The sequence below is a fragment of the Paenibacillus jilunlii genome (assembly GCF_900102965.1).
GTDB classification, from domain to species: domain Bacteria; phylum Bacillota; class Bacilli; order Paenibacillales; family Paenibacillaceae; genus Paenibacillus_AQ; species Paenibacillus_AQ jilunlii.
Map to the genome: position 1 here is coordinate 328,703 of NZ_FNGM01000002.1, position 26,853 is coordinate 355,555.

The window sequence follows — 26,853 nt, forward strand, 5'->3', positions numbered from 1 at the left end:
CCCCGGTCGCACCTGTTACACCTGTAACCCCTGTCGCTCCCGTCCCCCCGGTTGCGCCCGTTGCACCTGTAACTCCGGTCGCTCCCGTTTCCCCGGTTGCACCCGTTGCACCTGTAACTCCAGTCGCTCCGGGTTCACCCGTTGCGCCAGTCGCACCTGTAACTCCAGTCGCTCCCGTTTCCCCGGTTGCGCCAGTCACACCTGTAACCCCAGTCGCTCCCGTTTCCCCAGTCGCGCCGGTCACACCTGTAACTCCAGTCGCTCCCGTTTCTCCGGTTGCGCCTGTTGTACCTGTAACTCCAGTCGCTCCCGTTTCCCCGGTCGCACCCGTTGCACCTGTAACTCCAGTCGCTCCCGTTTCTCCGGTCGCACCTGTTGTACCTGTAACTCCAGTCGCCCCCGTTATCCCGGTTGCACCAGTCACACCTGTCGCACCTGTTACTCCAGTCCCTCCAGTTGCACCAGTTATACCAGTTGTCCCAGTTGCTCCAGTTGCTCCCGTCGCACCGGTCACCCCGGTTGCACCAGTCACACCAGTCGCACCTGTTACTCCAGTCCCTCCAGTTGCACCAGTTATACCAGTTGCCCCAGTTGCTCCAGTTGCTCCCGTCGCACCTGTTCCCCCGCTCGCCCCCGTTGCACCAGTCGCTCCAGTTGCCCCGGTCGCTCCTGTTACCCCTGGGGATTCTCCCAGCAGTTCAGCGGATACCAGACGATGAGCTGTTACCAGTTGCCCCGTACTGCTCTTCCCCCAGAATGAAATCTGCACAGGATCATTTGCCGGGCTTGGACTTGGCGTTGTAAAAATAAACTCAAATGCGTCCAGATCAGCAAAGTAGTTGTTGGTCACCACTTGATTAGGAGCCAAATTAAAGGATTGGCTCACGTACAAGTTCCGCATACCTCCGCTCATGTAGTAACCTTCAACTGACACCGTAGAAGCTAGTGAGCTGCTGCGGTTATCAATTCGGAGGGTCACTGACTGAGTGGGTCTTACACCGCTGACCGCATTATTTTCTATCGGACCCGTTGAAAAAAAACTCATCTCTCCAGTTCTCCTTTATATTGGATTTCAAATCTCTCACCTCTGGCTGGCATAGCTTCGTTCTTTTTAAGGAATCTAGCACTAGCAGCACTCCAAAGCGATTTATATAGTAATATTCCAACATATGGCATGATGCGTGGACGTAACGACTGCAAGCTTGCGCACAACTGGTATACCCCTTTGGATCTGCAGGGACGGCGACAACAAGTCAAAGTGGAAAAAGTACCACTAATCCGAATAATTTGAGCCTCAAGCGGCCTTTAGTGGGAAAAAGTATCACTAATATGGCCATCTTCCCTCATCTACGCCAGATTTACCGGAAATAAGTCTACTAATTCCCACTAATCCCCGCTGCGGAGCGGTTCTTCTTAGATTAGTTTTACTTTTTCCACCTAAGCCTCGCCTCCCTGATCGACGGTTGGCGGTTTGACGGTTCGATGGTTTGGCGGTTTGACAGTTTGACGGTTCGGTTAGACGATTCGCCGATTTGACAGTTAGACGGTCTGGCGGTTCGTAGGTTCGACGGTACGCGGTTCGGCCATTCGACGCCAAAGCAAAAAAGACTGTTCCTAAGCCCCGTGGCTTTTAGAAACAGCCTTCCCTTTAACTGATGCAACGGTTGTTATCCCCCGTGGCCGTACCGTGCTCGAATGGCAACGGGCCACCTCTCTCCCCTTTGGTTAATCCTGCCCGGCATTCAACCGGCTCTCCAGGCTTTCGGCCTTCAGCGGCGCGCGGGGATTGAAGTCCGGGTAGATGTACTCTTCATGCTTGAACGAATATCCGGTAGCCGCAATGTCCAGCATCTGATTCAGACGGCCGCTTTCCGCGCGGAGCCCTTCGCCTGCACTTACCCCGCCGGAAAGGATCTGCAGGTAGAGCTGCATCCGGGGGCGGTCCCCAGAGTCGCGCGGCTCAACCGATACGGTGTTCGGATCGTACTGATCCATAATCTGCGGAGCGAGCGGGTAAATAGATTCCTCTGCGGTAGGGTAAAACTCCTTAAAATGGCCCAGACCGGGAACCCGGCCCGGCAGGTCCGTGATGCCGTCTACCACAGGCACCGCCAAAGCCTGCTGGAACAGAATGTTCAGGAAGGCTTCTGACTGCAGGAACTTCCACACCTTCACTGCTGCTTCCTGATCCGGGGCACTGCTATTCACCGCCAGCGGAGAGTGCGGAATCATCATAAGCGCCCCGCGGCCCTCGCTGGCTGAAGATGTCACGGGCGGCAGAGCCACCCCCCAGTCATCTTTTGGCATATATTCCTGCAGTTTCACATAATCTTTGCTGGTTGCATACATCATGCCGATGTTGCCGTCGGCAAATTGCCTGAGCGCACTGTCCCGCTTCAGCAGCGTCTCTCCGGGATACAGACTGCCCTCCGTCTTCATGTCCAACAGCAGCTGCAGCCAGGGAGCGTACACACTGAGATCATAACGTCCGGTCCGGTAGTTATACAGATAGACCCCACTGTAAGTATTGGACATCTCCAGCCCCGTCTGCAAGCTGTCCTGGCTGTCTCCCCCGGCTAGTGCAAAACCGTATTTATTCACGCCTACCCCGGCCCGGCTGATCCTGCCAGCGGCCTGCTTCACTTCCTCGAAGGTAACGGGCGGCCGCTCCGGGTCCAGACCGGCACTGCGGAACAGCTGCTTGTTATAGATAAGCCGGACAGTTTCAATACTGGAGGGCATGAAGTAAACTCCTCCCTTGAACAGGGAGCTGTGGGCATAATCCCGGGCCCACTCCGGAAATCTGTTCAGATCAGCGGGGTCTAAGTAGGAGTTCAAATTAGTAAGATACCCTTTGTTCACATAGGTTGCCAGCCAGCTGTTATCCACGCTGAACACATCCGGCCCCTGGCCTGAAGTCATCAGCATGTTGAGCATATCATTGTAAGTATCCGCAGACAGGTTGACCATTACAATTTCAATATGATCGGGATTGCTCCCGTTGAATTGCCGGATCGCGTTTTTTACCTCCAGGTTCTCCGTCCAGTCGTTTAGCGCAACCCGGACTTGAATCTTGGGGGCAGCCTTAGGCACCGGTTCCGGGCTAAACTCCACCAGCAGCGGACGGTCATAGGCGAGGGCATACACGACAAGACCGCATAGAGCCAGGCCAATAATATAGAATAACAGCCGTTTCATCCTTCACCTCCTGCGTTGACAGCGTGGCGTACCCGTTTTACAATGAATACCATCTATTGAATGATATTTTCCATTAATCCCTATTAAATGGCAAGAGAAGATTGTCCGCAGAACTGAAGGGGGGTTCAGATGAAGAAATTATTTGATACTCTGTCTAAAACCCTCTTTCTGTACAACTTCAGTATTCGCAGCAGACTTATCCTCTACTTCCTCTTTCTCGTCCTCCTACCGACCACAATCATCTCCGTTACGGTATATAACAAATCAGCCGGTATTATCACCCGCAATGTCCATACATCGATCGAAAACAACCTGAACCTGGTTCAGGACAATCTGGCCCAGCGGTTTGCCGCTGCGGATAATGCCATGATCTCGCTATATCTCAATACAGAGTTCGCTGACCTGATCTCCTCCAACCGTCCGACAGACAGTACTGGAATCATTAATGAACTGGCCGCGCTGAACAAAATTCTGGAGAACTTTTCCGGCGGCGGAACCGCAGGAAGCAGCTTTGTTCCTATGCTATATATGCTGAACCGCCCGGAATATACACAGTATAATTTCTCCAGACGGGTATTCAATATCGATCTGATTTCACTGAAGCCGTGGTACCTCGGCATTCCGCCCAGGTCTGATTTCACCGTGGTCGGGCTCAGCTCGCTGGACGCCAGGTTCACCCTGAAATTTGCGAAGCGCCTGTTCGGTATCCGCCATGCCCAGCTTCCCTATGTCGGGCTGCTGACCATCGATATTCCTGTAACGGAATTCGATAATCTGCTGGTCCATTACAAGCCCACGGCGGGCAGCCGGATTTATATCGCCGACCAGACCGGAACGATTGCCATCAGCCCGGACGCGGCACTCCTGGGACAGAACATCAGCACACAGGACTATTACAGCCAAATGAAAACCGTTGAAGGCGGCGGCAGTACCCTCCATTCCTTCCGCCAGGTGATCCAAGGGGAGAACATGCTGGTCTCCTACATCAAAATACCCGAAACGGGCTGGACGATCCTCTCCTTCTCCCCCGTAAACGAGCTTAATGGAGAGCTGGCTTCATTCCAGCGTGTCATGTATATCGCCATCGGCATCTGCATGCTCATCTCGCTGATGATGGCCCTGCTGCTGTCGGAGAATATCTCGGCCCCTATCCGTAAATTCATCCAGTCGATGTCCCATGCCGAGAGCGGCAACTTCAACATTATTATCCGCTACCGGCGCAAGGACGAATTCTCCTATTTGTTCAACCGCTATAATAAGCTGCTCCAGCAAATCAAAGCACTCATCGACAAGCTATACGTTACGGAGCTGCGCAAAAAAGAAGCCGAACTCAAAACACTTCAAGCCCAGATCAATCCGCATTTCCTCTATAACACGCTGGATTCGATCAACTGGATTGCGATCAATCATGACATTCCCGAGATCAGCAATATGGTTACCTCGCTGTCCGATTTCTTCCGGTACAGCCTGAGCAAAGGCCGGAATATCATCCCGCTGCGCGATGAGCTGCGGCAGGTGGACAGCTACCTGCAAATTCAGCAGTTCCGCTTCCAGGATAAGCTGGAATACGAGTTGGAGGAGACGGACACCCAGGTGCTGGAGGAATGCCTGGTCGTCAAGCTGAGCCTTCAGCCGCTGGTGGAAAATGCCATTATCCACGGCATACAGAAACGGCGGGGCAAAGGCAAAATCCGCATCCGGGTGGAGCGGTCCCAGGATATTCTCTGTGTGTCCGTGTTTGACGATGGAGTGGGCGCAGATCCGGAGCGGCTGAACCAGCTGCTGACAGATAAGCAGCCAGGCAATGAGTCCTATGGCATTCGCAATGTGCATACCAGAATCCAGCAATTTTTTGGCGGGGCCTATGGCATCCGTTATTATGCCAATACCGAAGACCAGCGCGGCCTCTTGGCCGTGGTCCGGTTTCCGGTCGTGACTACATGGAACGAGGTGATGGAAGATGCTGACGATGATCGTGGCGGATGATGAGCCATTTATCCGCAGAAGTCTGATCCAGGTGTTCAACTGGCAGGAGGAGTTCGGCATCGAGATTATCGGAGAAGCCTCGGACGGACAGGAGGCCTATGAATTATGTATGGAGCTGCAGCCGGACATTCTTTTTACGGATATTATGATGCCCCTGCTGGGCGGCCTGGAAGTGGCCGAGAAGCTGAAGGCCGGGCAATGCCGGACCCGCATCATTATTATCAGCGGGGCCCAGGACTTCTCCTATGCCCAAAGTGCGCTGAAAGTCAATGCCGAGGGGTATATACTGAAGCCCGTCAAATTGCCGGAATTACGGGAGGTCTTTCAGGATGTCGTCTCCCGGCTCCGCGGGGAGAAAGACCAGCAGATGAACGTGGAGCAGCTGCGCAGGCAAATGCAGACCCATATGCCGCTGATCCGCGAGAAATTTCTGCAGAACTGGGTTGCAGGGCTGTACCGGGATGAAGGGGAGATATGGGAGAAAATTGGCTATTTCCAGCTTCCCTTCAGGCTAGGCGGCGTCCTGACGGCAGGCGTGCTGCAGTTGGATGACTATCAGAGCGCGGTCGACAAATTTTCGGAGGATGACAAGCAGCTGCTGTACTTTTCCATTCAGAATATCATCAGCGAATGCCTGGAGCGCCCGCCCGGCGGAGTCTCTTTTGCCGCCAGTGAGAATGAATTTATAATCATCTTCGGCCAGGATGAGGATGCTTCTCCCGGCGAAGGCGCCATCACAGGCTTCTGTGAAAAGATCATTGGCAGCATTCACAAGTATCTGCGGCTGGATGCCTCCATTGGGGTCGGCAGAGCCTGCACCCGCGTAAGTGAACTGGAGGACTCCTATAAAGATGCGCTGGCTGCGCTGGTGCATACCTTTTACGCCGGCAGCCGCTCCATTCTTCACCTCAAGGATATCCAGCCTGGTACGGAGACTCTGCAGAGCGCCTTTTTTTACAAATTCCATACCCGGCTGATGAATGAGCTGAAGGCAGGGCATACCGGGCAAGTGATGGAACTTCTGGAGAAGCTGTTCGACCGGCTGGCCGCCCCCAAGCTGCAAATCGATTATGTGCAGAGCATCTGCGCCGAGATGATTTTCACCTCTGCAAGAGCCCTCTATGAGCTGGATGAGGATATTGATCATGTGCTGCAGGACCGGCTGACGATCATGGATACTCTTTACAGGCATAAGAATTTATCCGGGCTGAAGACTTACGTGCTTTCTCTTTTCTATGATCTCAGTGCCTATATGGCCGGCAAAAACAGCTCCAGGAACAGCAAAACCATCAACAGAATCAAAGCGATTGTCCAGGCAGGCTACGCCCAAGAGCTGTCCATTGCACGGATCGCCGAGGAGGTTTTTTTGACCCCCAACTACATCAGCCTTATTTTCAAAAAAGAAACCGGCGAAACGCTGACGGACTACATCACCAGAATCCGCATCGACAAGGCCAAGGAGCTGCTCAGCACTACGGATCTTAAGGTCATGGAAATCTCTGAGCTTGTCGGTTATGAGAACCCGCATTATTTCAGCACGGTCTTTAAAAAATCCGCCGGTGTGCATCCGCTCAAATACCGGTCGCGCAACCAGCAGACCCAAAGGGAATGAACCCTTGCACTTCCGGGCAACTTAAGGCAAAGACAGCAAGGGAGTGAGTCCGTATGGCGAGAAGAAACAGAAGATATGCAGTGCCAGGGGTAGCACAGGGAATGCAGACCCTTAAGGCCAATGTAATGAAAAATGAAGGTTACAGGGTTGATCCAGACCGGCCCGACGACGTCAAATATGAAGTGGCAAAGGAGCTTGGCATCCCTCTGCAGCCAGGCAACAACGGGACGCTGACTACAGAATCGGCAGGCCAGGTCGGCGGGAAGATCGGCGGTTCCATGGTTCGGGAAATGATCCGTCTGGCCCAGGAGCAGCTGGCGAATACGGAGCAGCAGTCCAGATAATTCCGGGACGGAGCCAACGCTCCGTCTCCTATTTAATGACGTAGGATTTAACCCCAATTCTGGAGAAAATCTTATTCCGTGCATCGCTGCTTCTCTTCAGAGGCACGGCAGTCCGGCTGGACAGCGTCTGAAGATAGGCAAAATCCGGGTGAAGCGCTTCATCCGTGAGATATGCCGAAATCCGGCTTCCGGGAACTCTTTCCCGGTTAAGCGATGCAATCATGGCGTTTGCACTTTTGATCCCCAGCCCGTGTCCATAATAGCTGTCATTGCCGAGCATTACCGCATTTTCACCCTGCCATTCCGGCTTTTCCGGATCATGGTCAGGGTTTTTGAAGTATACCACGTCTCCAGGCTGCATTTCCGATGGATCAAACGTAGTGATCATCCGCAGGTTGCTGTCATAGTTCCAGTCCCACAGGAACAAATCCGTGAAATGCTGGTTAAACGCATCCTCCCCAATCATATCAATCGTTGCCTTGTAGAAAATCATGACCATCGCCATGGCGCATTCGAAAGCGTACAGCCGCCCGTTCACAAAAATATCCTTGATTGCTGCCGAAGGGGTGACGTCGCTCCGCAGCTGGAACCCCCCGTTCGCGGTACGAATCCAATATTTCGGGTTGCAGCGCGAATCTTTAAAGGTGGAAAAATCCGTGCCTCCAACACTCATCGCCTTGGCTGTTTCAATGATCCGTTCCCTCATACTCCGTTCGAATCCCGAGACAGGATTCCCATATCCATAGGCCACTATCCATTTCCCCTTTCTTGTCACAATAGATAGGTTATTGTACGTGTCGGGCCTCCGGTTGGTGCGCAGCAGTTTGGGTACAGTCATTGTCCTTCCTGAAACCAGCTGTTGACCTGGGCAGTCTCCTCCGTCAGAATGTCCAGATAGACCGAGGTGCGGTACTCGGTTTCCTTGAGGCTCCGGCCCGTAATCTCAGCGATCCGGTTCAGCCGGTACATTAAGGTGTTGGTGTGGATATGCAGAAAGGCCGCAGCTTCCTTGAGATTGCCGTTCAGCGTCAGATAGACAGCGATGGTTTTAAGAAAATCGCTTTTATGCTCGCGGTCATGCGCCTTCAGCGGATAGAGCAGCCGGCTGTTGCGCGTCCGGCTCCGTTTCTGCTCCATAATCGCCGGAATGTACGCCCAAAAACCGATTTCCTCATACAGCAGCAGGTGGCGGGTATGATAGGGCAGCAGCTTTTTGATCTCAAGGATGGTGAGAGCTTCCCGGTATGCAGCAGCAGCAGAGAGGTATTCCCGGTAGCCGGGACTGCAGCCTGCTGTCAGAACACAGCTTTCGCTTTGGCCGAGCTCTTGAATCAGCTTTTGCACGAACGAAAACAGCCGCTCCGGCTCCTCCACCGGGAACAAAAAGGAGAACAGGATAATCAGCCGGTTATGCTCAGCGGTCAGAAACAGCAGCCGCTGGTTGGCATCCGTTTCCATCAGCTGGCGGAACCGCTGTACAAACCGGTCGTCGACGGTTTTGTCACTCTCCAGCACCCCGATATAATAGCTCTCCGGCAAAAGAATCGAGGAGCCTTCAGCCTCCTGGCGGATACGCGGCTCCGTTTCGTAATGGGAGGTCAGCAGCTTCCAGAAAAAATCTTCATGCGCCTTCTCCTGCCTGGTCTTCCAGCCGCGCTGCTTCAGCAGATACCGCCCGGCTATCCCGGCGGCCTTCTCGACTACGCGCTCGGCATGCCCCTCGGCCAGATTGCCTCTGTCCACGACCCAGATATAGCCGAGGATCTCCTGATGATGCCGGATGCACATCGCCAGCCTTGGGCCAAGCCCCACTTCCATGACCGCCGGGATGCGGATGGGATGCGCGGTGTTCTCAAGCTGGTGCATCACGCCTTTTTTGCGCAGGCCGATGATGACCGTGTTCGGCACACGTTTGCCGATAATGGTGGAGATTCGCGCAGGATCGCTCTCGAACTGATGGGAGCTGTATCCGATCACGTGATGATTGCTGTCCTCAATCGTCACCTGCGACTGCAGCGACTCGCTGAGGGTATCCGCCAGAGATTCCATACTGTCAAAAAAACGATCAAATGATGGCTCAGAATCTGTCATTGTCCCCACCCCAACCTGAAAAAATAGCCGAAATCTTGTCTTATTAGTGATTTCATTATAGCCCGCAGCTTTGCGGCTGACTATAGGGCGGCTCCCCGTCAAGCCGGTATAATTCGATAATGCAAACTGAAGAAGGATTTCAGGGCGAGCCACAAAAAACAGCCCGGATGATCGCTCACCGGACTGCCCCAATTATTGCTCTCCTCTGTTCTCTCTACTTCTGCCTGTGACCGGTTCGCTTGCGCTAGATCAGGGTGAAATCCTGTTCTACTGCTTGCTCCACCGTGTAGTACTCCTCCCCAAGAGCCTCTGCCACGGCCTGGCAGGTGATTTTGCCATTGGCTACGTTGACGCCGCTCTTCAGGCCGGCATTGTCTTCGATCGCCTTGAACACGCCTTTATTGGCAATTTGCAGCGCATAAGGAACCGTAACGTTGGTTAGAGCTATGGTTGAGGTTTTGGCGACAGCGCCCGGCATGTTGGCTACCGAGTAATGCAGTACGCCGTGTTTCTCGAATACAGGATGGTCATGTGTGGTTACCCGGTCAATGGTTTCCACAATACCGCCCTGGTCAATCGCTACGTCAACAATGACGGAGCCCGGCTTCATCGTCTTGACCATTTCTTCGGTAACCAGCTTCGGCGCTTTCGCACCGGGGATCAGCACTGCACCTACCAGCAGATCCGCTTCGGCTACAGCCCTGGCAATGTTGTAAGGATTGGAAATCAGCGTGCTAATCTGTGCGCCAAAAATATCATCCAGCTGGCGGAGTCTGTCCGCGCTGAGATCCACAATCGTCACTTCGGCACCGAGCCCGATCGCCATCTTGGCTGCGTTCGTGCCGACTACACCGCCGCCGATAATGCTGACCTTGCCTCTGCTGACGCCGGGCACACCCGAGAGCAGGATGCCTTGGCCGCCATAGTTCTTCTGCAGGAACTGGGCGCCAAGCTGCACGGACATGCGTCCGGCCACTTCACTCATGGGAGTGAGCAGCGGAAGTGTCCGTCCGTCCACAACCGTTTCATATCCGATGGCGAAGACGCCTTTGTCCTTCAGCGCGGAAGCCAGCGTTGGCTCCGGTGCCAGGTGCAGGTAAGTGAAGAGGATCAGGCCCGGCCGGAAGTAGCTATATTCGCTTTCAAGCGGCTCTTTGACCTTCATAACCATCTCAGCGGCAGCCCATACAGCGGAGGCTTCAGTGATCAGCTCAGCACCGGCTGCAGCATACTCTTCATTCAGGAATCCGCTGCCTGTTCCGGCTCCCGCTTCCACCAGCACTTTATGCCCATCGGCTACCAGACTTACGACTCCTGCAGGTGTAATGGCGACACGGTTTTCGTTATTTTTAATTTCCTTGGGTACTCCAATAATCATGGCTCATCGCTCCTGTCTAATGCGTTTCTCTTATGTAAAGAATGATAACACATGACTTCATTTTTCATTTTGGGTAAAAAGAAAAACTTTATCTGCCATGATTGTGTTTTAACACAATGGAAGGGGTGAAAACGCTATGTAACCCTATGCTTAAACGACTACCCAACTGGGGTATCTGCCAAAACGATCTTCAAACCCAACAAAAAGACACCGTCTCCGGTGTCCTTCTTATGGTAATTTATATGACAGACTGGAAATCATCTTTTATCTTCACAAGTGCAATCACTCAAATACTCAAAATAAGTGTTAGGTTTCATTCCATTGATTGCTTGGCTAATATACTAAGGACCGTTTCCAGTACGACATTAACCCCCTGCTCGCATTCCTCATAGGAGGTCAGCTCCTCCTCACAGTGGCTTTTGCCGTTGACGCTGGGCACAAAGATCATGGCCGATGGCAGAAAACCGGCCACAAACTGGGCATCATGCCCGGCTCCGCTGGCCATTTTTTTGCTGCTGTAGCCTAGTCGCGAAGCCGCTTGTTCTACCAATGCGCAGATTTCAGGATCGAACCACACCGTATCCCGGCCCCATAGCCTGGTCTTTGCGATGGTACAGCCCAGCAGCTCTTCAGGCAGGCCATTGATAATCTCTTCCACCGTGCGCACAATGTCCATATCCTTATGTCTGGCTTCAACAGTGAAAATCACCTTATTCGGGATTACCGTATGAATGTTAGGCAGCACGTTCATGCGGCCCATGGTGAAGACCAGCTCCGAATCCAGCACCCCCAGCTTGCTGCGCAGCTCCGTAATCAGATCGGCCGCGGCAAACAGGGCATCCTTCCGCATATCCATCGGCGTGGTTCCGGCGTGGTCAGATTCGCCCGTCACCTCAATCTCATAGCAGGCCATGCCCACGACGCAGTCGACCAGGCCGATGGAGAGGTTTTCTTTTTCCAGCACGGGTCCCTGCTCGATATGCAGCTCCAGATAGGCCGTTGCTTCCTTAATCCGGTTCGCAGCATCCCCCGCATACCCGCCCGCTTCCAGCGCTTCCGCAAAGGTCGTCCCTTCCGGGTCCTTCTTCTTCAGCATCTCCGCCTTGTCGAACTTGCCGGAGAGCACACCGGAGGCCATCATTGAAGGCTCGAACCGCGCGCCTTCCTCATTCGTGAAATTCATCACCGTCACCGGCAGCCGGGGCTTGATGCCATAGTCAACCAGGGTCCGCACCACTTCCAGACCGGCAATGACTCCAAGCACTCCATCGAAGCGGCCGCCCTTTTTGACTGTGTCCAAATGCGAGCCAATCACCACAGGCGGCCCCGCTTCCGTTCCTTCGAGGGTGGCGTACATGGTTCCCATATCATCGGCTTTTACCGACATTCCCAGCTCTTCACAACACGCAGCAAAATAATTCCGCACCTTGACATCCTGCTCCGACAGCGACAGCCGGGTCACACCATTATTCTCCGTACGCCCAAAGTCGGCAAAGACCTCAATCGTATCCTTCAATCTCCCGCCGTTCACGAATATTTGCTTCAGCTGCATGGCCCTATCCCTCCGTTACTCTCACCCATTTGTTGCTTTAAGTCCGTTTTATACAGAATCATCGCTTTCTATATATGTTATACCAATCCCCGGAATTGTCATTTTACACTCTGTAATAATTATTTTTGGGAATTGTACACGATGTGTTACAACGCTCATGCAAAAGTTTGGTAGAATATGAGCAGTCAGCAGTGAACGGAGCTGGCCAACCAAATGGAAAGGGGAGTAAACCTATGAACACTATTTTGCGCAGCGGCTCAGCACAGGCTGAGATCAGCAGCCTCGGAGCGGAGCTTGTCAGCTTCACCAAAAACGATACTGGCACTGAATATATCTGGAGCGGGGACGCCGCCTATTGGACAGGCCGTTCTCCGGTGCTGTTCCCAATCATCGGCGCTGTCCGCAGCGGAGAGATCCGGGTGCAGGGACAAACGTATAAGCTTGCCAATCACGGCTTCGCCAGACGCAGCGAATTTACAATCGTTGAAGCGGGCGAATCCCGTGCGGTCTTCCGGCTTACCAGCAGCGAGCATACCCTGTCCAGCTATCCGTTCCAATTCAACTTGTATATTACATACACGCTGAACGAAAGCACCCTTAAGCTGGAATACCGGGTGGAGAACATCGATGGGCAGAACATCTTCTTTCAGCTAGGCACACACCCTGCCTTCAACTGCCCGCTGGATGAGAACGGAAGCTTCAGCGATTATGTACTTGAGTTCTCCGAGAACGAAACGCTGGATCGGGAGTTTCTGAATAGTGCCGGACTGCGGATCAGCGGGCAAACGGAGACAGTGCTGAGCGGTGAGCGCATTCTTCCGTTAACCCATGAAATGTTCAAGGACGACGCGCTGGTCTTCCAGAATGTAGCTTCCCGGACGATCACGCTGAAAAGCAAGCTCACCGAAAAAAGCGTCGCCGTATCCTTCGAAGGCTTCCCGGATCTCGGCATCTGGCAGAAGCCCAATGCGCCTTTTTTGTGCATCGAACCATGGCAGGGATTCGCAGACAGCGATACATTCCAAGGGGAGCTTCCGGAAAAAGAAGGTATTGTCACCCTGGCTCCAGGAGATAATTTCACCAGTTCCTTGACCATAAAAATTGATTAAAGGCCGCTCGCGCCACCACACCTTTCCATCCCTTGAATAAGACAAAGAAGGCCGTTAGTCACCTGTCAGGTGCTGCGGCCTTCTTTGTCTTCATATGATCTATTGACTGAGCGTTTCTCCGCCTTCATTCCTCACTGTGAAAGTGTGGTCAATAGAAGCTTCCTCAATTTCATGGTAAGCCCAGTTTGTCGCCGGTACGTCAGGCCAGCTTGGGGTTGCAATACCATATAGCGGCCCGCGTCCGAATAGACGATTGACAACCTTTACGGCTTCCGCACGTGTCAGGTTACCGCTTGGACGGTACGTACCATCCCCGTATCCGTTAATAATATCCGCCTTGCTTGCGGCCTCAATGTCTTTGGCAGCCCAGTGGCCAGCCGTATCCTTGAATCCGCCGCCGGATGCAGCGGCTGTAGTGTCCAGCTTCTTATATCTCGACGCAATGGCGGCCATTTCGCCGCGGCTGATAGGAGCATCCGGCAGGAACCGGCCTTTTTCGTTGCCTTGCATTAGTCCTGCCGCTTTGACAAATTCAATGGCACCTTTCGCCCAGTGGCTGTCCCTCACATCCGGGTAAGAGGAGACAGCCGGTGCTGCGGATGCATCGTAGCCGAGGTTTCTTGCCAGTATTGCCGCCATTTCCGCACGGGTAATGGAATGATTCGGCTTGAAGGTTCCATCGGAATAGCCGGTAATGAAGGCTTTGTGATGGTTCTGGTTCTGCTGCAGCTGCGCTGCCTCTGCTGCCGCCAAATACCGCTCCCAGCCCTCCATGTTCAGAATGGTGAATGTACTGAATTTGTCTACATTGAACTGCAGGCCAAGTTCGCCCGGCTTGTAATCAACAATTTTCGCCTTCTTCAGCTCTTTGTCACCGTCACTATGTTCTATGAAGATCACCAGATTGGACAGGAAGTCTTCTCTCTCCGGGAGAGTGGCCGGGAGCTGCACGTCACGCAGAGGAAGCGTAATTGTAACCGGTCTGCTCTGCATATTGGTTTCAATAGTCATCGGACGGGCCACAACATCAATTTGTTTGTCCGCTGCTATTTCTCTGACAATCCGCTCGATTCTGGCCCGGTCTTCGACCTCTTTGCGCAATGGCTGGTCTTTAATTGGCACAACGTGGAAGAACAGATCTTCTGTGAAATTATCCAATGATGATTGTGCTATAAGAATTCTTACGTTATCCGTGAAAATCTCCAGGTTCACGTTAGAGTCACCAAGTGTCTTAATCGCATCTTTAGGAACATTCACATTAATATCCGCGACCTGGTCCTTCTCATCCGGGATCATGATCCGGGCTGTATTATCCGAAGCTCCGGTGATTTTCCGGACAACCTCCTCCACCCGGTCCGTTGTGAAGTTGACCACATCATGCAGGATTCCGCCTGAATCCTTAGTGCGTTGAATGACCGTCTCTGCTAATACAGAGCCTAGACCCAATTGTCCAGATTCCACCTTCACGGTAATTTGCTCGGTCAACGCTGTCGCAGTTGGTGTAACAGGGGCCGATGTGGCCGGTGCCGGTGTAGACGGTGCTTCTGTTGGTTTTTCTGTTGGCTTTTCCGTCGGCTCCTCCGTTGGTTTCTCCGTCGGCTTCTCCGTTGGTTTCTCCGTCGGCTTCTCCGTTGGCTCCTCCGTCGGTGCCTCCGTTGGTGTTGCCGTCGGTGTCGGTGTAGCCGGTGTTTCCGTCGGTGCTGTCGTTGGTATTGGTGTTTCTGTTGGTTCCACCGTCGGTGTTGCCGATGGTTCCACCGTCGGCGTTGCCGATGGTCCTGCCGTCGGCGTTGCCGATGGCCCTGTCGATGGCGTTACTGATGGTTCTGCCGACGGCATTGCCGATGGTTCTGCCGACGGCGTTGCTGTTGGCGTTACCGTTGGTGTTGGTGTAGCCGTCGGCGTTACCGTCGGTGTTGGTGTAGCTGCAGGCTTGGCCTTAATAACCTTAACCGTGTAAATCTTTACCGTCCCGTCCTCCGCAGTGACCAAGATATCAAATACATTATCTCCTTCAACCAGATGATTCAGAGAGGCTCCATCTCTTCCAATGATTTGGCTTCCCGCTTTTGCATCAGCCGCTACCGGGTTCAGGGCGATAGAATCCACGTCATTTTCTACCTCTACCGTATACTCGGAAACAGCGGGATCAAAGACTGGATCCAAAGCTCCGGCATTTACGCTGATATTGTTCAAATCAGCATTGGAGGAGCGTGATTTACGGGTGATTCCCACCTCATATACACTTTCTGTCTTCCCATCCTGAGCGGTTACCTTTAAGTTCACAGTATTTAGCCCTTCTGCTAATTTGACAAGCATCGGGTTATCTACTGTGACACCATTTACGGTTAACCGCGCATTCAAGTCTCCTTTTAGCGCATCCAGTTCCACCTGATTCACTTCATAAGGTACGGACAAGGAATACTTGAAGATTTCGGCCGAAAACCCGGGGTCCAGGATCTCCAGTCCCGCCACAGAACTGACGGTCAAACCCTTAAGAGAAGAATCCTTCGGCAGAATGGCGCGATTCACAGTAACTGTATAGGTCATTTGGGTACCGGCATCAGCAGCTGTAACCTGTACTGTAATTTGATTCGTTCCCTCATCCAGGACCACACGGTTTCCAGCGACACCAGTGGAGGCTCCATTCTTTTTCAGGACATAGGTTGCCGCCTCATGATTCGTCACAATTGAAAAATCCATGCTGCTTACACTATTGTCCACATTGACCGAATAATCACTGATCCCTGCCTGGAAACCCGGTGTTAGTTCGCCAGGGGTAATTCTCATCTCTACAAGTGCAGCATCTGTGCTTGGATTCCGCACGAGATTAATGGTGTATACCTTCATGCTTCCATCTTGGGCCGTGACATTAACTTCAATCACATTTAATCCTGTAGCCAAAGGCACAGCGTTCAGATCTTCGATCCAAACTCCATTCACAAATACGGAGGTGCTTGCATTTGCATCATCAACAACCGCATTCAGCTTCGCTGCTGAAACCGAATCCTCCACAGTGCCATTATAACTGAGCGTATCCATAACGGGTGTAAGGGAGATTGCATTATCCGATAAGTCAGTCATCGTCAGCTCAAGCAAATTCGCATTGGACGAAGGCGCACGAACGATGGTTACCATATATTCCTTGGTAGTTACTTTGTCAGCGGCCGTAACGGCTATGGTAACTACATTTTCACCTACATTCAAAGGAACCGGCACACCGCCTGCAGACTGGACTCCGTTGATTGTATAAGTAGCCTGTTCGTCACTTGTAGTCGCCGTAACAGCCATGCTGTCAATATTATTGGCGACATATTCGTAGTAGGTTGAAGTTGTACGGTCAAATCCGCCGGACAGCGGCTTGCCGGACAATGTGATGTTGATTAAATCCGCATCAGAAGATGCCTTGCGGATAATCGTCAACACATAATTCTTCGCGGTTACACCATCTTCCGCTTGAACCAGAACATTGAACTCGTTGACTCCCACCTGCAGATCGACCAATCTTGGCTGAGCGTTAGGTGTCACGTTGCCGTTCAGACTAACCGTTGCATGGACGTCCTCGGGTGTTGGAGTTACCGCAAGCTCAGACACTTGGTTGTCCACAGTAACGGCATACCGGGTCTGGTTTTTGTCATAAGCAGGATCGAGCTGGCCGTCTGAAAGAACCAGGCTGGACAGATCCGCATTGGAAGAAGCTTTTCTAATAATATTTACAAGAGTTGTTTTCTCACGTACACCACTCTGCGAGACAACAACGATCTTGACTGTGTTCATTCCGACATTCAAGTTTTGGGTGTAGGCTGTACCATCCGTATGCACATTCCCGTCTACAGACAGGCTTGCCGCAGCATCCAGCAGCTTCGGAGTGATTTCCAGGGAAGAAACCTCATTCGGGACCTCAACCGAATACCCGGTATCACCGTTGCTGAACACAGGCGACAATGTTCCTGACGAGACAGTCAAGTCCGAAAGATCGGCCACATCCGAAGGCGCACGCAGAATGAACAGACTGTAAGACTTCTTCGTCACTCCGTCCTGTGCCGTTACCTCAATCAGATACTTGTTATTGCCTGCTGCAAGATTGGTTATGGAGAAAGGAATGCCGCTAGGGTGATCCACACCGTTCACCTTAATGCTTGCACCTTCGGCGGCTGTCGGAGTAAATTCCGCAGCCTTTACAGCGTTGGCAACAGCCATCGTATAATCCGACTGATTGGTGTCAAAGTCCGGCGACAGTCCATCCGGCGAAGCGGTCAGATTAGTCAGACTGGCATCACCGGACAGCTTCCTCACAACTGTAATATTATAGGTTTTTGCCGTCTTGCCGTCTTCTGCAGTAAACACTACGGAAATCACATTTTTTCCATAAGCCAGACTGACATTCCCGGTAGCTGCGGCGGATTCGGCCGAGCCGATGCCTATTCCGTTTAGTGTTGCTGCGGCAAACATGCTGGACTTTATAACATCCACTTTTACCGAGCTTACATTATTCTCGACTGTGGCGGTGTAGTTGCCTGTATTGCTGCTGTACCCTGGTGACAGGGCTATGGCTTGTCCGGTGCCTGAGCTAAATACGGAAAGCCCATTTGCCGCAGCCAGACCGGCGTCATTCTCCGGATAGCGGATCACATCCAGTACATATTCCTTGGAGTTGCTTGAATATTTATCGGCTACTTTTATCTTTACCGGCTTAAATACACCCACTGGCAGGCCGCTGACCGTAAAGACCGGGTAGGTTCCCGATACGTTTACCCCAGAGCCATTGTCGGCATAGGCTGCCACATTCACATCAGCGGGATTTACCGCTCCTACATTAATATTGATGCTGTTGTTCGGACTGTTTTCGCTTTTGTTGGGGACATGCACTTTATTATAGACAATCCCTCTGCTAAAGGCAGGGGCCATCACCCCTACAGAAGGCGTAATGAATTTCAGATCAAATTTGCCGGCCACCACACTCAGCAAAAAGCTGCTGGTACTCGAAGTCATTCCATCACTTACGGTGACTTTGATAGTAGAGGTGCCTGTCATATTTGCCGTTGGAGTCAGATTAATGCTTCTTTCCAAGCCTTCACCTGAAAATGAGATGTTGGCGTTCGGCAAAAGCGACGTATTCGACGAGGTTGCACTAAGCGTCAGCACGTCGCCGGCATCGACATCCGTCACTTTAAACGGTTTGGATACGGGTGTGTTCACGGGTGTCACCACGTTGGAGTTAAACCCTGTCCCGGACAGCCATTTCCCGCTGATGATACTTCCGTTTCTTTGGCCCGAGGAGGAGTCCTTGGCTACAGCTCCATCTCCAGGATTATTGAACTTATAGTTGACCATCAGATTAGTCTCGGTACCGGCAAGATTTGTGTTCATCTGGCTCTCAATTTCCGCCTGGGTCTTTGCCTTATTCCAGATTCGGTAATCTCTTATGCCGCCAACATAATTGGCATCCTGGGACCACGTGCTCTCGCCAATAAAATTGTAGAGTCTCTGTATGTTGGGATTGGCGGCGCTGCCTTTGGCCATATCTGTGAGATCCATAAAGCCGCTGCCTTTCAAAATCCCGTTCCAATAGATATAAGCCTTTTTCTCCACAGCATTATAAACAGCGGCTACGTGTACCCATTGGTTCAACGGCAGCTGCTCCGAGGTTCTCACCAGATAGGATTTAACTCTGGGACCCTTTTGCGGCAAGGCTTCAAGCGCTATTCTTCCTGAAGTTCCTTCAAATGTAAGGTGAAGATTAAAATTATCAGGACCATATGAGGTATCAAAAATACGGGCCCACGTGGGAGCACTGCTGGCATTTACCCAAGTTTCGATGGTAAGGGAATTGGAATAGATGTTCAAATCCGGAATCGTAACATATCCTTTGCCATCAAAATCAAGATAGGTGCTGCCGCTAAGCTCAGAAATATAAGGTGTATCATTAACTGGCGTAACTTCAATCTGCGCAGCTTGTTCCGATTCACTGTAGCTTGCTGCATCTCCGGTGTATTCAGCATTAACATTTACATAATTACTGCTGTACTCCCCCGAAGCAAGCCATCCCCGATACCGGATTTGCGCGGCTCCATTCCAATCCTTCTTTGGAACAAAACGGATCATCACATCTCTGCCGAACACTGCAATCTTGCCAGGATCAGGTGCCACAATGGACAACCAAAAGTTTCCTCCTGCGCTGTACTGCCATTGTCCGTTGGTATTATCTACTTCAGTAATGCCAATCCCGTTACTGTTAATGACTGAAACCGATTGCCCGGCAGGCTCCAGCGTATCCTCCATTACTGTGTCCAATGGGCCGGATGCCTGTGCCTGCGCAACATACGGTATACCGTAAAAATTACTAACGATCAGGATCAAAATTAAAGCCATGATGAAATGTCTTGAATTCTTTTTGAATTTCACAAATTCAGCCCCATTTTTTCTAAGATGTCCGTCCTGTTTACCCTTGACTTTTTTCGTTCTCCTGGATTTTTATGAAAAAATGCCTATATTTACTCTATCGGATTTTTGCGCACTGCATTTTATGTCGAATTAATAGAATTTTATGTTAATCCTCAAAAAAAAACTATTACTAATTACTCAAAGCAAACCTCCGTCTGGTCCCAGAACCATTTAATCATCAAAATTCAGACCTTTGCCCATCTAAACCGTGGCAGCCAATAAGTAAACTAAAGTAGTATATACAACCTTTCTCTGCCAATAGTAAGCTTAAGTTAGCTTATAATCCCAGGTTATAATACCAAACATAGAATGGGAGAAATGGATAAGGGAGTGGAGTATATGCAAGGATTGTCAGTGGTTATCTGCACGAGGAATCGGGTACAGGACCTGACACGGTGCATTCATTCTATCACCAAACAGGACATAGGCCGGACCTCCCCCATCGAGGTTATCATTATAGATGACGGCGACATACCCAAAGAAATTCTAAGCGAATTCGAAACGTTATTGACCGCATGCGGTTATTCTTTTATTTATCACAGCAAGACAGACCGGGGATTATGGTTGTCCCGGATCAAGGCTGTGGAACTGTCCACGATGGATAAGATTCTCTTCCTTGACGATGACGTCGAAATCCCCGGACATTATCTGTCCACATTGCTACAAACCTACCTCGACTATCCAAACTGCGCAGGGGTTGGCGGTATTGCCATCGGGATGAGCAACAGCTTCCTTGGCACAATCCGCTGTCTGCTGTCCTTCCAGCAATCTCTATCGAGCGGCAAGCTCTCTCTAAGCGGCCAAGCAGGCTCCATGTACAATTGGCATAAGGCGAAGAAGATCTTCAAGACCGAATTCCAGCACGGCTGCAACATGTCGTTCAAGAAGGAGGCCATTAAGGATCTGGGACCCGTGCCCTGGCTCAAAAGCTACAGCGTCGGCGAAGACATTCTTATGTCACGCATCGCCCAAAAATCCGGCCCCCTCTATATCAATCCCGAACTGAAGCTTCTGCATCACGAGTCACCGGCTTCCAGAGACAACCTTGAAGACGTGGCCTATACCCGGGTGCTGAACCATGTGTATCTGCTGAAGGATAAGAAATCAGGTCCTATCGGATATCTCGCTCTTGTCTGGACTACACTTTATCTCATCCTCCGGGAACAGCCCAAAAAGAATGTCGCAGCCATCAAAGGCTACAAAAAAGGACTGAAAGAAATCTTCTCCAGACAGACTGCCGGATAACCGGTCATTACTTCAGGAAGGGAGTGGCCGCATGAGCCTAAGCATTGTAGTTCCCATGTATAATTTAGAACGTTATGTCGAGCCCTTGCTGAATTCACTCCTGAATCAGAGCGAGAAGCAGTTCGAGCTGATTCTGGTGGATGACGGGTCCAGGGACCGTACGGCCCAGGTTGCGGAAGAGATGCTCGCGCGCCACCCCATTCTGCGGGGAAAGCTGATCCGAACGGCAAATGGCGGGGTCAGTGCCGCCAGAAATACAGGGCTGGCCGCCGCAAGCGGTGACTATGTGCTGTTTCTGGACGGTGATGATTACGCGGACCGCAGTCTGGTGCAGCGGGTAGAGTCCTCTACTGCCGGGGGGAAGACGGACATTCTCTGCTGGGGCTATAATCTGGTCCGTGAAGATGGATCAACGATCGTGAGCTTCACTTCAGCAGCTTCCGATACTACGGGAAGTGAAGCGCTGAAGAATATTTTTGTGCATAAAACCTTGCGGATCTGGACCGGCAGCATTGCCTTCAAGCGCACCTTCCTGCTGGAGAACGGCATCTCGTATACCGAGCGCTGCGTGAACGGAGAGGATCAGGAGTTTATCTATAAGGCGTTGTCCCGGGCCTCCCGGGTCATCTCCATCCCTGATGTGCTGTCCTATTATCTGCAGCGGACCTCATCGATCACGGGGACGTACAATGTGAACAAATTCGATGTCGTCGCCGCCTTCAAACGGGTGGCTGAGTATTTCAGCGCCCATCCTTTCCATGAGGTTCACACGATATCGGATCTCTTGCTGAACCGCGAAATGACCGAGAACTACTTTTACAATCTCAAGACCTGCCTGAACGGCACGAGCGGCATCAGTACCCGCAAGCTGCTTCATGACATCGAACTCGCCTACCCCGGTGTGAATCAGGAAATGCTGGCGATTATGCGGAATTATCAGGGGGATGACCGGCAGCTTGCCTTTCAGATCAAAGCCTTCTTAATTTCTCCGGCCCTGTACGGGAGGCTGGTTCATCTGGACCGTAGCTGGCTGCAGTTCAAACAGAAGCTCAAAGCCGTGATCAGCAGAAAGGAAATTAAGATATGAAGAAGAAAATGATGATCTACGCATACACTGAATTTAATCTCGGCGATGATCTGTTTATCAAGGTCCTGTGCGAACGATACCCCGATACCCAGTTCCTGCTGATTGCCCCGCGGCTGTATAAAGTGGTCTTCAAGGATCTCGGCAATCTAAAGGTCTATGCTTCCGACTCCGTGCTGTTCAGGGGGATCAACTACTTCTTCCGCAAGCTGAAGCTCCATCCAAACTTCATGCAGAAGTTTCTGGTCGATCAGGGAGACGGCACTGTGCATATTGGCGGGTCGATTTTTATGCAAGGTGAGCAATGGGCTGAATATGTGGCAAATAACGAAGGCCTGCGCAACAAAAGCAAACCGTATTATCTAATGGGCGCCAACTTTGGCCCCTTTACCGATAAGGCCTATTATGAGGAACACCGGCGGATCTTCCAGGAATATACCGACATCTCGTTCAGAGAGCAGTATTCCTATGATTTGTTCAAGGATCTGGGCAACGTCAGAATGGCCCCGGACATTATTTTTCAGCTCCGGTATGATCAGGCCGCAGGAAATGCTCCGGAAGGGCAGTATATCGCCATCTCGGTGATCAAGCCTTCCTCCAAGGCCCTGAGCGGTTTTGACAACCTCTATTATGAAAAAATGAAAGATGTTGCAATCCATTTCATTCAGCAGGGCTATGCCGTGCATTTTCTGTCGTTCTGCCAGCATGAAGGGGACCAGGAAGCGATCGGGCAAATTCTGGGCCTTATTCCGGCGGAGCTGCAGCGTGAGACGCAGGTTCACTTTTATAAGACGGATATCGCTGAGATTCTGGGCGCATTGGCAGGCGCAAGCTTCATTGTTGCTTCCCGCTTCCATGCGATGATTCTCGGCTGGGTGTTTGGCAAACCCGTGTTTCCGGTAGCGTACAGCAGCAAAATGATCAATGTCATGCAGGATGCACATTTTCACGGGCAATATACGGATTTCGCGCATCTGAACGAGGTGACTCCCGAGCAGGTGTTTGAGTCCATGACTACGAACAGCCTGGATGTGACGCTGCAGGCGAACCAGGCGGAGAAGCATTTCGAGCAGCTCGATGCTTACCTCTCACCGGCGCCGCTTGTGGAAGGGAGAAGAAGTTATGAAAGCTAAACGCAGTATGCTGAACCTGGGCTTCGGACTTACGAGCCAGGTCATCACCATTATTCTCGGCTTCTTCATCCCCCGGCTGATCATGGTCAATTACGGCTCCGAGGCCAACGGTCTGATCGCATCCATTGTGCAGATCATCAGCTACTTTGCTCTGCTGGAAGCAGGTGTCGGTGCAGCTTCGCTGCAGGCCCTGTATAAGCCGGTTGCCAAGAATGACTACAATCATATCAATTCGATTCTGTCCGCCACCTCCAGCTACTACAAAAAAACCGGGATCTACTATTTCATCTCGGTCGTGCTGCTGGCGGTCATTTACCCGCTGGTAATCCATTCGGAGATCAACAAGCTGAGCATTATGGCGATTATTTTATTCTCGGGCCTGGGCGGGGCGATCAATTATTACTACCAGGGGAAATTCAGGGTGCTGCTGATCGCCGAGGGCAAAAGCTATATTGAAACCTCCATCGTTACGATTGCGAACATTCTGAACAACGTGGTGCGGATCATCCTGCTGCTGCAGGGCGTGGACATTATTGCCGTGCAGGCTTCCTTTTTCGTGCTGACAGTCCTGCAGATCGTCGCCTTCCATATCTATGCGAAGCGGAATTACAAATGGATTGATCTTACCCGGAAACCGGACTTTGAAGCCATCGGGCAAAAAAATTCGGTGATGGTGCATGAAATCTCCTATCTGATTTTCCGCAACACCGATGTGCTGATCCTGACGATCTTCACCAACCTGAAGGTGGTCAGCATCTATGTCATGTACAATATGATTTTCACGATTGTCGACAACATTGTCCAGACCGTCAACGGAAGCATTAAGGCGGCACTGGGGCAGAGCTATCATGAGGGCAAAGAGGCTTTTGTCAAATTCTACGATGCGTATGAGGTCTACTTCATGGGCCTGATCTTCTCCATTCTGACCGTGGTGTATATTCTAATTCTGCCGTTCATGCGGCTGTATACCGCCGGGGTCAACGATGTGGACTATATTAACTTTTGGCTGCCGATTCTGTTCGTAGTCATCAAGCTCTTGACCAATGCCCGCACATCGTCCAACAATCTGATCACGATTGCCGGACATTTCCGCAACACCCAGTTCCGCTCGATTATGGAGTCGGCCATCAACCTGGGCGCTTCGATTATTTTCGTCCTGTTCTTCGGGATCTACGGTGTGCTGATGGGAACCATCGCCGCGCTGCTGTACCGCTCGATTGATATCGTGGTCTACGCCAGCCGCGTGCTGCTGGAGCGCAGCCCCTGGGTAACCTTCCGCAGATGGCTGATCAATGTCGCCGTGTTCGCGGCTATTGTCTTTATCACCACCAAGCTCGACCTCAGCATCACTTCGTACACCGGCGTCATTCTATGGGGCGTAGTGCTTGGCCTGGTGATTCTGCCCATTTATTACATCGTCGGCTCTCTGATGGAACGCGAGGTTTTCCTCTACGCGTGGGGCTACGCCAAACGCTTCCGAACGAAGCTGAAGCTCAAACGCAGCAAGGTTACGGCGAGCCAGACGTAGGATGGCTGGTCGTGGGGACGCCCGTCGTGGGGATAGCTGGTCGCGGAGACACCGGTCGAGCGATAGCTAGTCGTGGGGACGCCAGTCGCGGGGATAGCTAGTCGCGGAGACATATTCGTGAAGACGCCCGTCGGGCGATAGCTAGTCGTGGGGATACTAGTTGCGATAATAGTTAGTTATGAGGACCCGTCGTGGAGACAGCCAGTCTTGATCACCCTTTGGTCTGCTCCCCACCCTCCTAATCCCCCATTAAGTGGAAAAAGGGCATTTGATTTTCCGTTTTCAGTGATTTTTAGAAATTTAAGTGGAAAAAGTAACTTTAATTCATACCATTTCGCCGAAATTAGCTTGAATATGCTGATTTAGGTGTACTTTTTCCACTTCGCATTCACAGACCCGTTGCACCGGCAAAATTAAGTGTAGAAAATCCACTAATCCAATCCACATACCGAGACAGATTACTCTAAATAAATCTACTGGACGATATTTCCGGTAAAAAGGGAGCCCCCTCTCCATGAAACTTAGTCCGCACTTACGGTGCGGGTTTTATGACGAAGTGATTCCAGGGAGCCCAGCTCCATAAAACCTAGCCTATGCTTACGAAGTAAGTTTTGTACGACGGGGATACAAGGAAGCTTAACCTTACCAAACTTTGAGGAGGTCTAATTATGGCTCACAGCGAGGAACTGCACCAGGCCGGATACCGCCTGCTGAACCAGCTCAACGAAGATATACAGCATCCGCCCGCCGGGGCGCTGTCCAGCGAAGAGCTTATACGGAGATGCAGGGACAGTATTGGCAGCGGGACCGGCGGAGTCCAGGAGAATCTCGAGAATCTGGCCGGGGTGATTGAGGCCTACCTGGCGCAGCGGGCATCGGAGGATGCACTGGATTATTACTTGTCCCGGCAGTTCAACATTCAGGCCGTGAATATCCTTGAATTGATGAAGGGTCTTGCGGAGTTAAGAGCGGACCGCGGAGAGCAGGAGATTCTTTTTCCTTCATCCGCCGATCCTTCTACCCTTCCCAAGGTCAGTGTAATTATCACTACCTATAATAGAAAAGAGTTCCTGCACCAGGCCGTTCAGAGCATCCTGCGGCAGGATTACCCTCATAAGGAGATCACGGTGATAGACGACTGCTCCAGCGATGGCACGGCAGAACTCATGAGCCGGAGTTTCGGCGATGATCCGCGTGTGATTTTTATGCAGAACGAGACTAACCAGGGCCCGGGCCATAATCGGCGCAAGGCTCTTGAAGCCCATGGCGACGGAGAATATACGCTTTTCCTGGACGACGATGATTATCTGATTGACCGCAGCTACTTCAGCAAAGCTGTCTATTTTCACCAGCAGCACCCGGAGATCGCTTTTGTGGCCGCGAATGTGTTCCTGGAGTATTCCAAGACGGAACAGCTGAAACCGTCCAGCCTGCCGCTAAGCCGGATTATCCCGAAGGAGGCCTACTTCAAGAATTTTGAACAAAAAGGCTATCCCAAACCAGCTTCTACCCTGACGGCCATCTTCAAAAGAGACACTCTGATGAAAATGGACATCCTGAACATGAATATGGTCAACGACGCCTCCATCTACCTGCGCGCCCTGCTGATCGGGGATGCCGGGTTTATCGACACCTTTGCCGGAGTGTACCGGATTCATGGAAACAATATTACGTTTAACCTCAGCCAGTCCTTCCTGATCGAGAATCTGGAGGAAAAACGGCTGATCCGCAACATGGCCATCGAGCGCTACGGCTACAGCAAGACGGAAATGAATGAATGGTTCAACCACAACGTGTATGACACCATTTCGTACTATCTGATGAATTCCGCCAAAAGCCACACCGACTTCAAGTCCATGTACAGCTGGGCCAGCGAGCATTGCCCCAAGGCTTACAGCCAATTGAAGCGCCAGTTCCGCACCAAGCTGATGAAAAAACAGCTGCTGCGCGTGTCGTTTGTCCGTGCATTGCTGAACCGGTAGATTGCATCGATATCAGCCAGATAGAACAAAAGACACCTCAAAAAGGTGTCTTTTGTTTTTTCATCACATTGAAATAGTATATAAGTCCACTTGGTGTAATTGGAACATTCGTTGATAAAATTCTTGAGATGTTCGCTTGACTCCAACATATTATCTAAGTTATCTTA

15 protein-coding genes and 1 pseudogene are annotated in these 26,853 nt (G+C 51.6%); 9 read left to right on the plus strand and 7 right to left on the minus strand.

What is annotated here, in order from left to right:
• Together BLQ82_RS31015 and BLQ82_RS06260 are read right to left on the minus strand one after the other, a co-directional pair.
• Positions 1 to 1,045, minus strand: a pseudogene (locus BLQ82_RS31015) (collagen-like protein); the annotation flags it as partial.
• A 680-nt stretch (positions 1,046 to 1,725) separates the two neighbouring features.
• Entirely contained in the window at positions 1,726 to 3,198 is a 1,473-nt protein-coding gene (locus BLQ82_RS06260; RefSeq protein ID WP_062520675.1) for an ABC transporter substrate-binding protein, read from the minus strand.
• Between the two features lie 129 nt (positions 3,199 to 3,327).
• Between BLQ82_RS06260 and BLQ82_RS06265 the strand changes: the two genes are divergently transcribed.
• Genes BLQ82_RS06265 through BLQ82_RS06275 form a run of 3 tightly spaced genes read left to right on the plus strand, consistent with a single transcriptional unit; the run spans position 3,328 to position 7,140 of the window.
• On the plus strand, positions 3,328 to 5,184 hold the full coding sequence (locus BLQ82_RS06265; protein WP_062520673.1) for a cache domain-containing sensor histidine kinase: 1,857 nt from the start codon (positions 3,328 to 3,330) through the stop codon (positions 5,182 to 5,184).
• Positions 5,159 to 6,796 carry a response regulator gene (locus tag BLQ82_RS06270; RefSeq protein ID WP_062520671.1) on the plus strand — a complete coding sequence of 546 codons (1,638 nt, stop codon included), beginning with the start codon at positions 5,159 to 5,161 and terminating at the stop codon, positions 6,794 to 6,796. The genes BLQ82_RS06265 and BLQ82_RS06270 overlap by 26 nt, the downstream gene beginning before the upstream one ends.
• Positions 6,797 to 6,849: 53 nt before the next feature.
• Entirely contained in the window at positions 6,850 to 7,140 is a 291-nt protein-coding gene (locus BLQ82_RS06275; RefSeq protein WP_062520669.1) for an alpha/beta-type small acid-soluble spore protein, read from the plus strand.
• A gap of 28 nt (positions 7,141 to 7,168) precedes the next feature.
• Here BLQ82_RS06275 and BLQ82_RS06280 read toward each other — a convergent pair whose 3' ends face one another.
• The 4 genes from BLQ82_RS06280 to BLQ82_RS06295 form a co-directional block, all read right to left on the minus strand.
• Positions 7,169 to 7,978 carry a protein-glutamine gamma-glutamyltransferase gene (locus tag BLQ82_RS06280; RefSeq protein WP_244280708.1) on the minus strand — a complete coding sequence of 270 codons (810 nt, stop codon included), beginning with the start codon at positions 7,976 to 7,978 and terminating at the stop codon, positions 7,169 to 7,171.
• Positions 7,975 to 9,231, minus strand: a complete 1,257-nt coding sequence (locus BLQ82_RS06285; protein WP_074647975.1) for a PucR family transcriptional regulator — start codon at positions 9,229 to 9,231, stop codon at positions 7,975 to 7,977. Before BLQ82_RS06285 ends, BLQ82_RS06280 begins: the two co-directional genes overlap by 4 nt.
• A gap of 244 nt (positions 9,232 to 9,475) precedes the next feature.
• Positions 9,476 to 10,609 (minus strand): alanine dehydrogenase, encoded by a 1,134-nt coding sequence (gene ald / locus BLQ82_RS06290; RefSeq protein WP_062520665.1) that lies wholly within the window; start codon positions 10,607 to 10,609, stop codon positions 9,476 to 9,478.
• 313 nt (positions 10,610 to 10,922) lie between these two features.
• Positions 10,923 to 12,161: a Zn-dependent hydrolase gene (locus BLQ82_RS06295; protein ID WP_062520663.1), complete on the minus strand. Its 1,239-nt coding sequence runs from the start codon at positions 12,159 to 12,161 to the stop codon at positions 10,923 to 10,925.
• Between the two features lie 233 nt (positions 12,162 to 12,394).
• On the opposite strand from BLQ82_RS06295, the gene BLQ82_RS06300 reads away from it, so the two are divergent.
• Positions 12,395 to 13,270 carry an aldose 1-epimerase family protein gene (locus tag BLQ82_RS06300; RefSeq protein WP_062520661.1) on the plus strand — a complete coding sequence of 292 codons (876 nt, stop codon included), beginning with the start codon at positions 12,395 to 12,397 and terminating at the stop codon, positions 13,268 to 13,270.
• A gap of 99 nt (positions 13,271 to 13,369) precedes the next feature.
• On the opposite strand, the gene BLQ82_RS06305 is transcribed toward BLQ82_RS06300, so the two are convergent.
• A complete protein-coding gene (locus tag BLQ82_RS06305) occupies positions 13,370 to 19,675 on the minus strand; it encodes a cadherin-like beta sandwich domain-containing protein (protein WP_062520660.1) in 6,306 nt (2,101 codons plus the stop codon).
• 378 nt (positions 19,676 to 20,053) lie between these two features.
• On the opposite strand from BLQ82_RS06305, the gene BLQ82_RS06310 reads away from it, so the two are divergent.
• The 5 genes from BLQ82_RS06310 to BLQ82_RS06330 all read left to right on the plus strand — a co-directional run bounded on the left by BLQ82_RS06310 (position 20,054) and on the right by BLQ82_RS06330 (position 26,686).
• A complete protein-coding gene (locus tag BLQ82_RS06310) occupies positions 20,054 to 20,959 on the plus strand; it encodes a glycosyltransferase family A protein (protein ID WP_062520658.1) in 906 nt (301 codons plus the stop codon).
• A 31-nt stretch (positions 20,960 to 20,990) separates the two neighbouring features.
• The gene (locus tag BLQ82_RS06315; RefSeq protein WP_062520656.1) at positions 20,991 to 22,046 is read left to right on the plus strand and encodes a glycosyltransferase family 2 protein; all 1,056 of its coding nucleotides are present in this window, start codon (positions 20,991 to 20,993) and stop codon (positions 22,044 to 22,046) included.
• Positions 22,043 to 23,176, plus strand: coding sequence for a polysaccharide pyruvyl transferase family protein (locus BLQ82_RS06320; protein ID WP_062520655.1), 1,134 nt, complete (start codon positions 22,043 to 22,045; stop codon positions 23,174 to 23,176). The genes BLQ82_RS06315 and BLQ82_RS06320 overlap by 4 nt, the downstream gene beginning before the upstream one ends.
• Positions 23,166 to 24,704 carry a lipopolysaccharide biosynthesis protein gene (locus tag BLQ82_RS06325; protein WP_062520652.1) on the plus strand — a complete coding sequence of 513 codons (1,539 nt, stop codon included), beginning with the start codon at positions 23,166 to 23,168 and terminating at the stop codon, positions 24,702 to 24,704. Before BLQ82_RS06320 ends, BLQ82_RS06325 begins: the two co-directional genes overlap by 11 nt.
• A gap of 668 nt (positions 24,705 to 25,372) precedes the next feature.
• A complete protein-coding gene (locus tag BLQ82_RS06330) occupies positions 25,373 to 26,686 on the plus strand; it encodes a glycosyltransferase family 2 protein (protein ID WP_062520650.1) in 1,314 nt (437 codons plus the stop codon).
• Positions 26,687 to 26,853: the final 167 nt, after the last annotated feature.

Bases quoted from the DNA above. Each gene is read 5' to 3' on its own strand.
- BLQ82_RS06260 (WP_062520675.1), bottom strand. From the start codon at position 3,198: ATGAAACGGCTGTTATTCTATATTATTGGCCTGGCTCTATGCGGTCTT.
- BLQ82_RS06265 (WP_062520673.1), top strand. From the start codon at position 3,328: ATGAAGAAATTATTTGATACTCTGTCTAAAACCCTCTTTCTGTACAAC.
- BLQ82_RS06270 (WP_062520671.1), top strand. From the start codon at position 5,159: ATGCTGACGATGATCGTGGCGGATGATGAGCCATTTATCCGCAGAAGT.
- BLQ82_RS06275 (WP_062520669.1), top strand. From the start codon at position 6,850: ATGGCGAGAAGAAACAGAAGATATGCAGTGCCAGGGGTAGCACAGGGA.
- BLQ82_RS06280 (WP_244280708.1), bottom strand. From the start codon at position 7,978: ATGACTGTACCCAAACTGCTGCGCACCAACCGGAGGCCCGACACGTAC.
- BLQ82_RS06285 (WP_074647975.1), bottom strand. From the start codon at position 9,231: ATGACAGATTCTGAGCCATCATTTGATCGTTTTTTTGACAGTATGGAA.
- ald (WP_062520665.1), bottom strand. From the start codon at position 10,609: ATGATTATTGGAGTACCCAAGGAAATTAAAAATAACGAAAACCGTGTC.
- BLQ82_RS06295 (WP_062520663.1), bottom strand. From the start codon at position 12,161: ATGCAGCTGAAGCAAATATTCGTGAACGGCGGGAGATTGAAGGATACG.
- BLQ82_RS06300 (WP_062520661.1), top strand. From the start codon at position 12,395: ATGAACACTATTTTGCGCAGCGGCTCAGCACAGGCTGAGATCAGCAGC.
- BLQ82_RS06310 (WP_062520658.1), top strand. From the start codon at position 20,054: ATGCAAGGATTGTCAGTGGTTATCTGCACGAGGAATCGGGTACAGGAC.
- BLQ82_RS06315 (WP_062520656.1), top strand. From the start codon at position 20,991: ATGAGCCTAAGCATTGTAGTTCCCATGTATAATTTAGAACGTTATGTC.
- BLQ82_RS06320 (WP_062520655.1), top strand. From the start codon at position 22,043: ATGAAGAAGAAAATGATGATCTACGCATACACTGAATTTAATCTCGGC.
- BLQ82_RS06325 (WP_062520652.1), top strand. From the start codon at position 23,166: ATGAAAGCTAAACGCAGTATGCTGAACCTGGGCTTCGGACTTACGAGC.
- BLQ82_RS06330 (WP_062520650.1), top strand. From the start codon at position 25,373: ATGGCTCACAGCGAGGAACTGCACCAGGCCGGATACCGCCTGCTGAAC.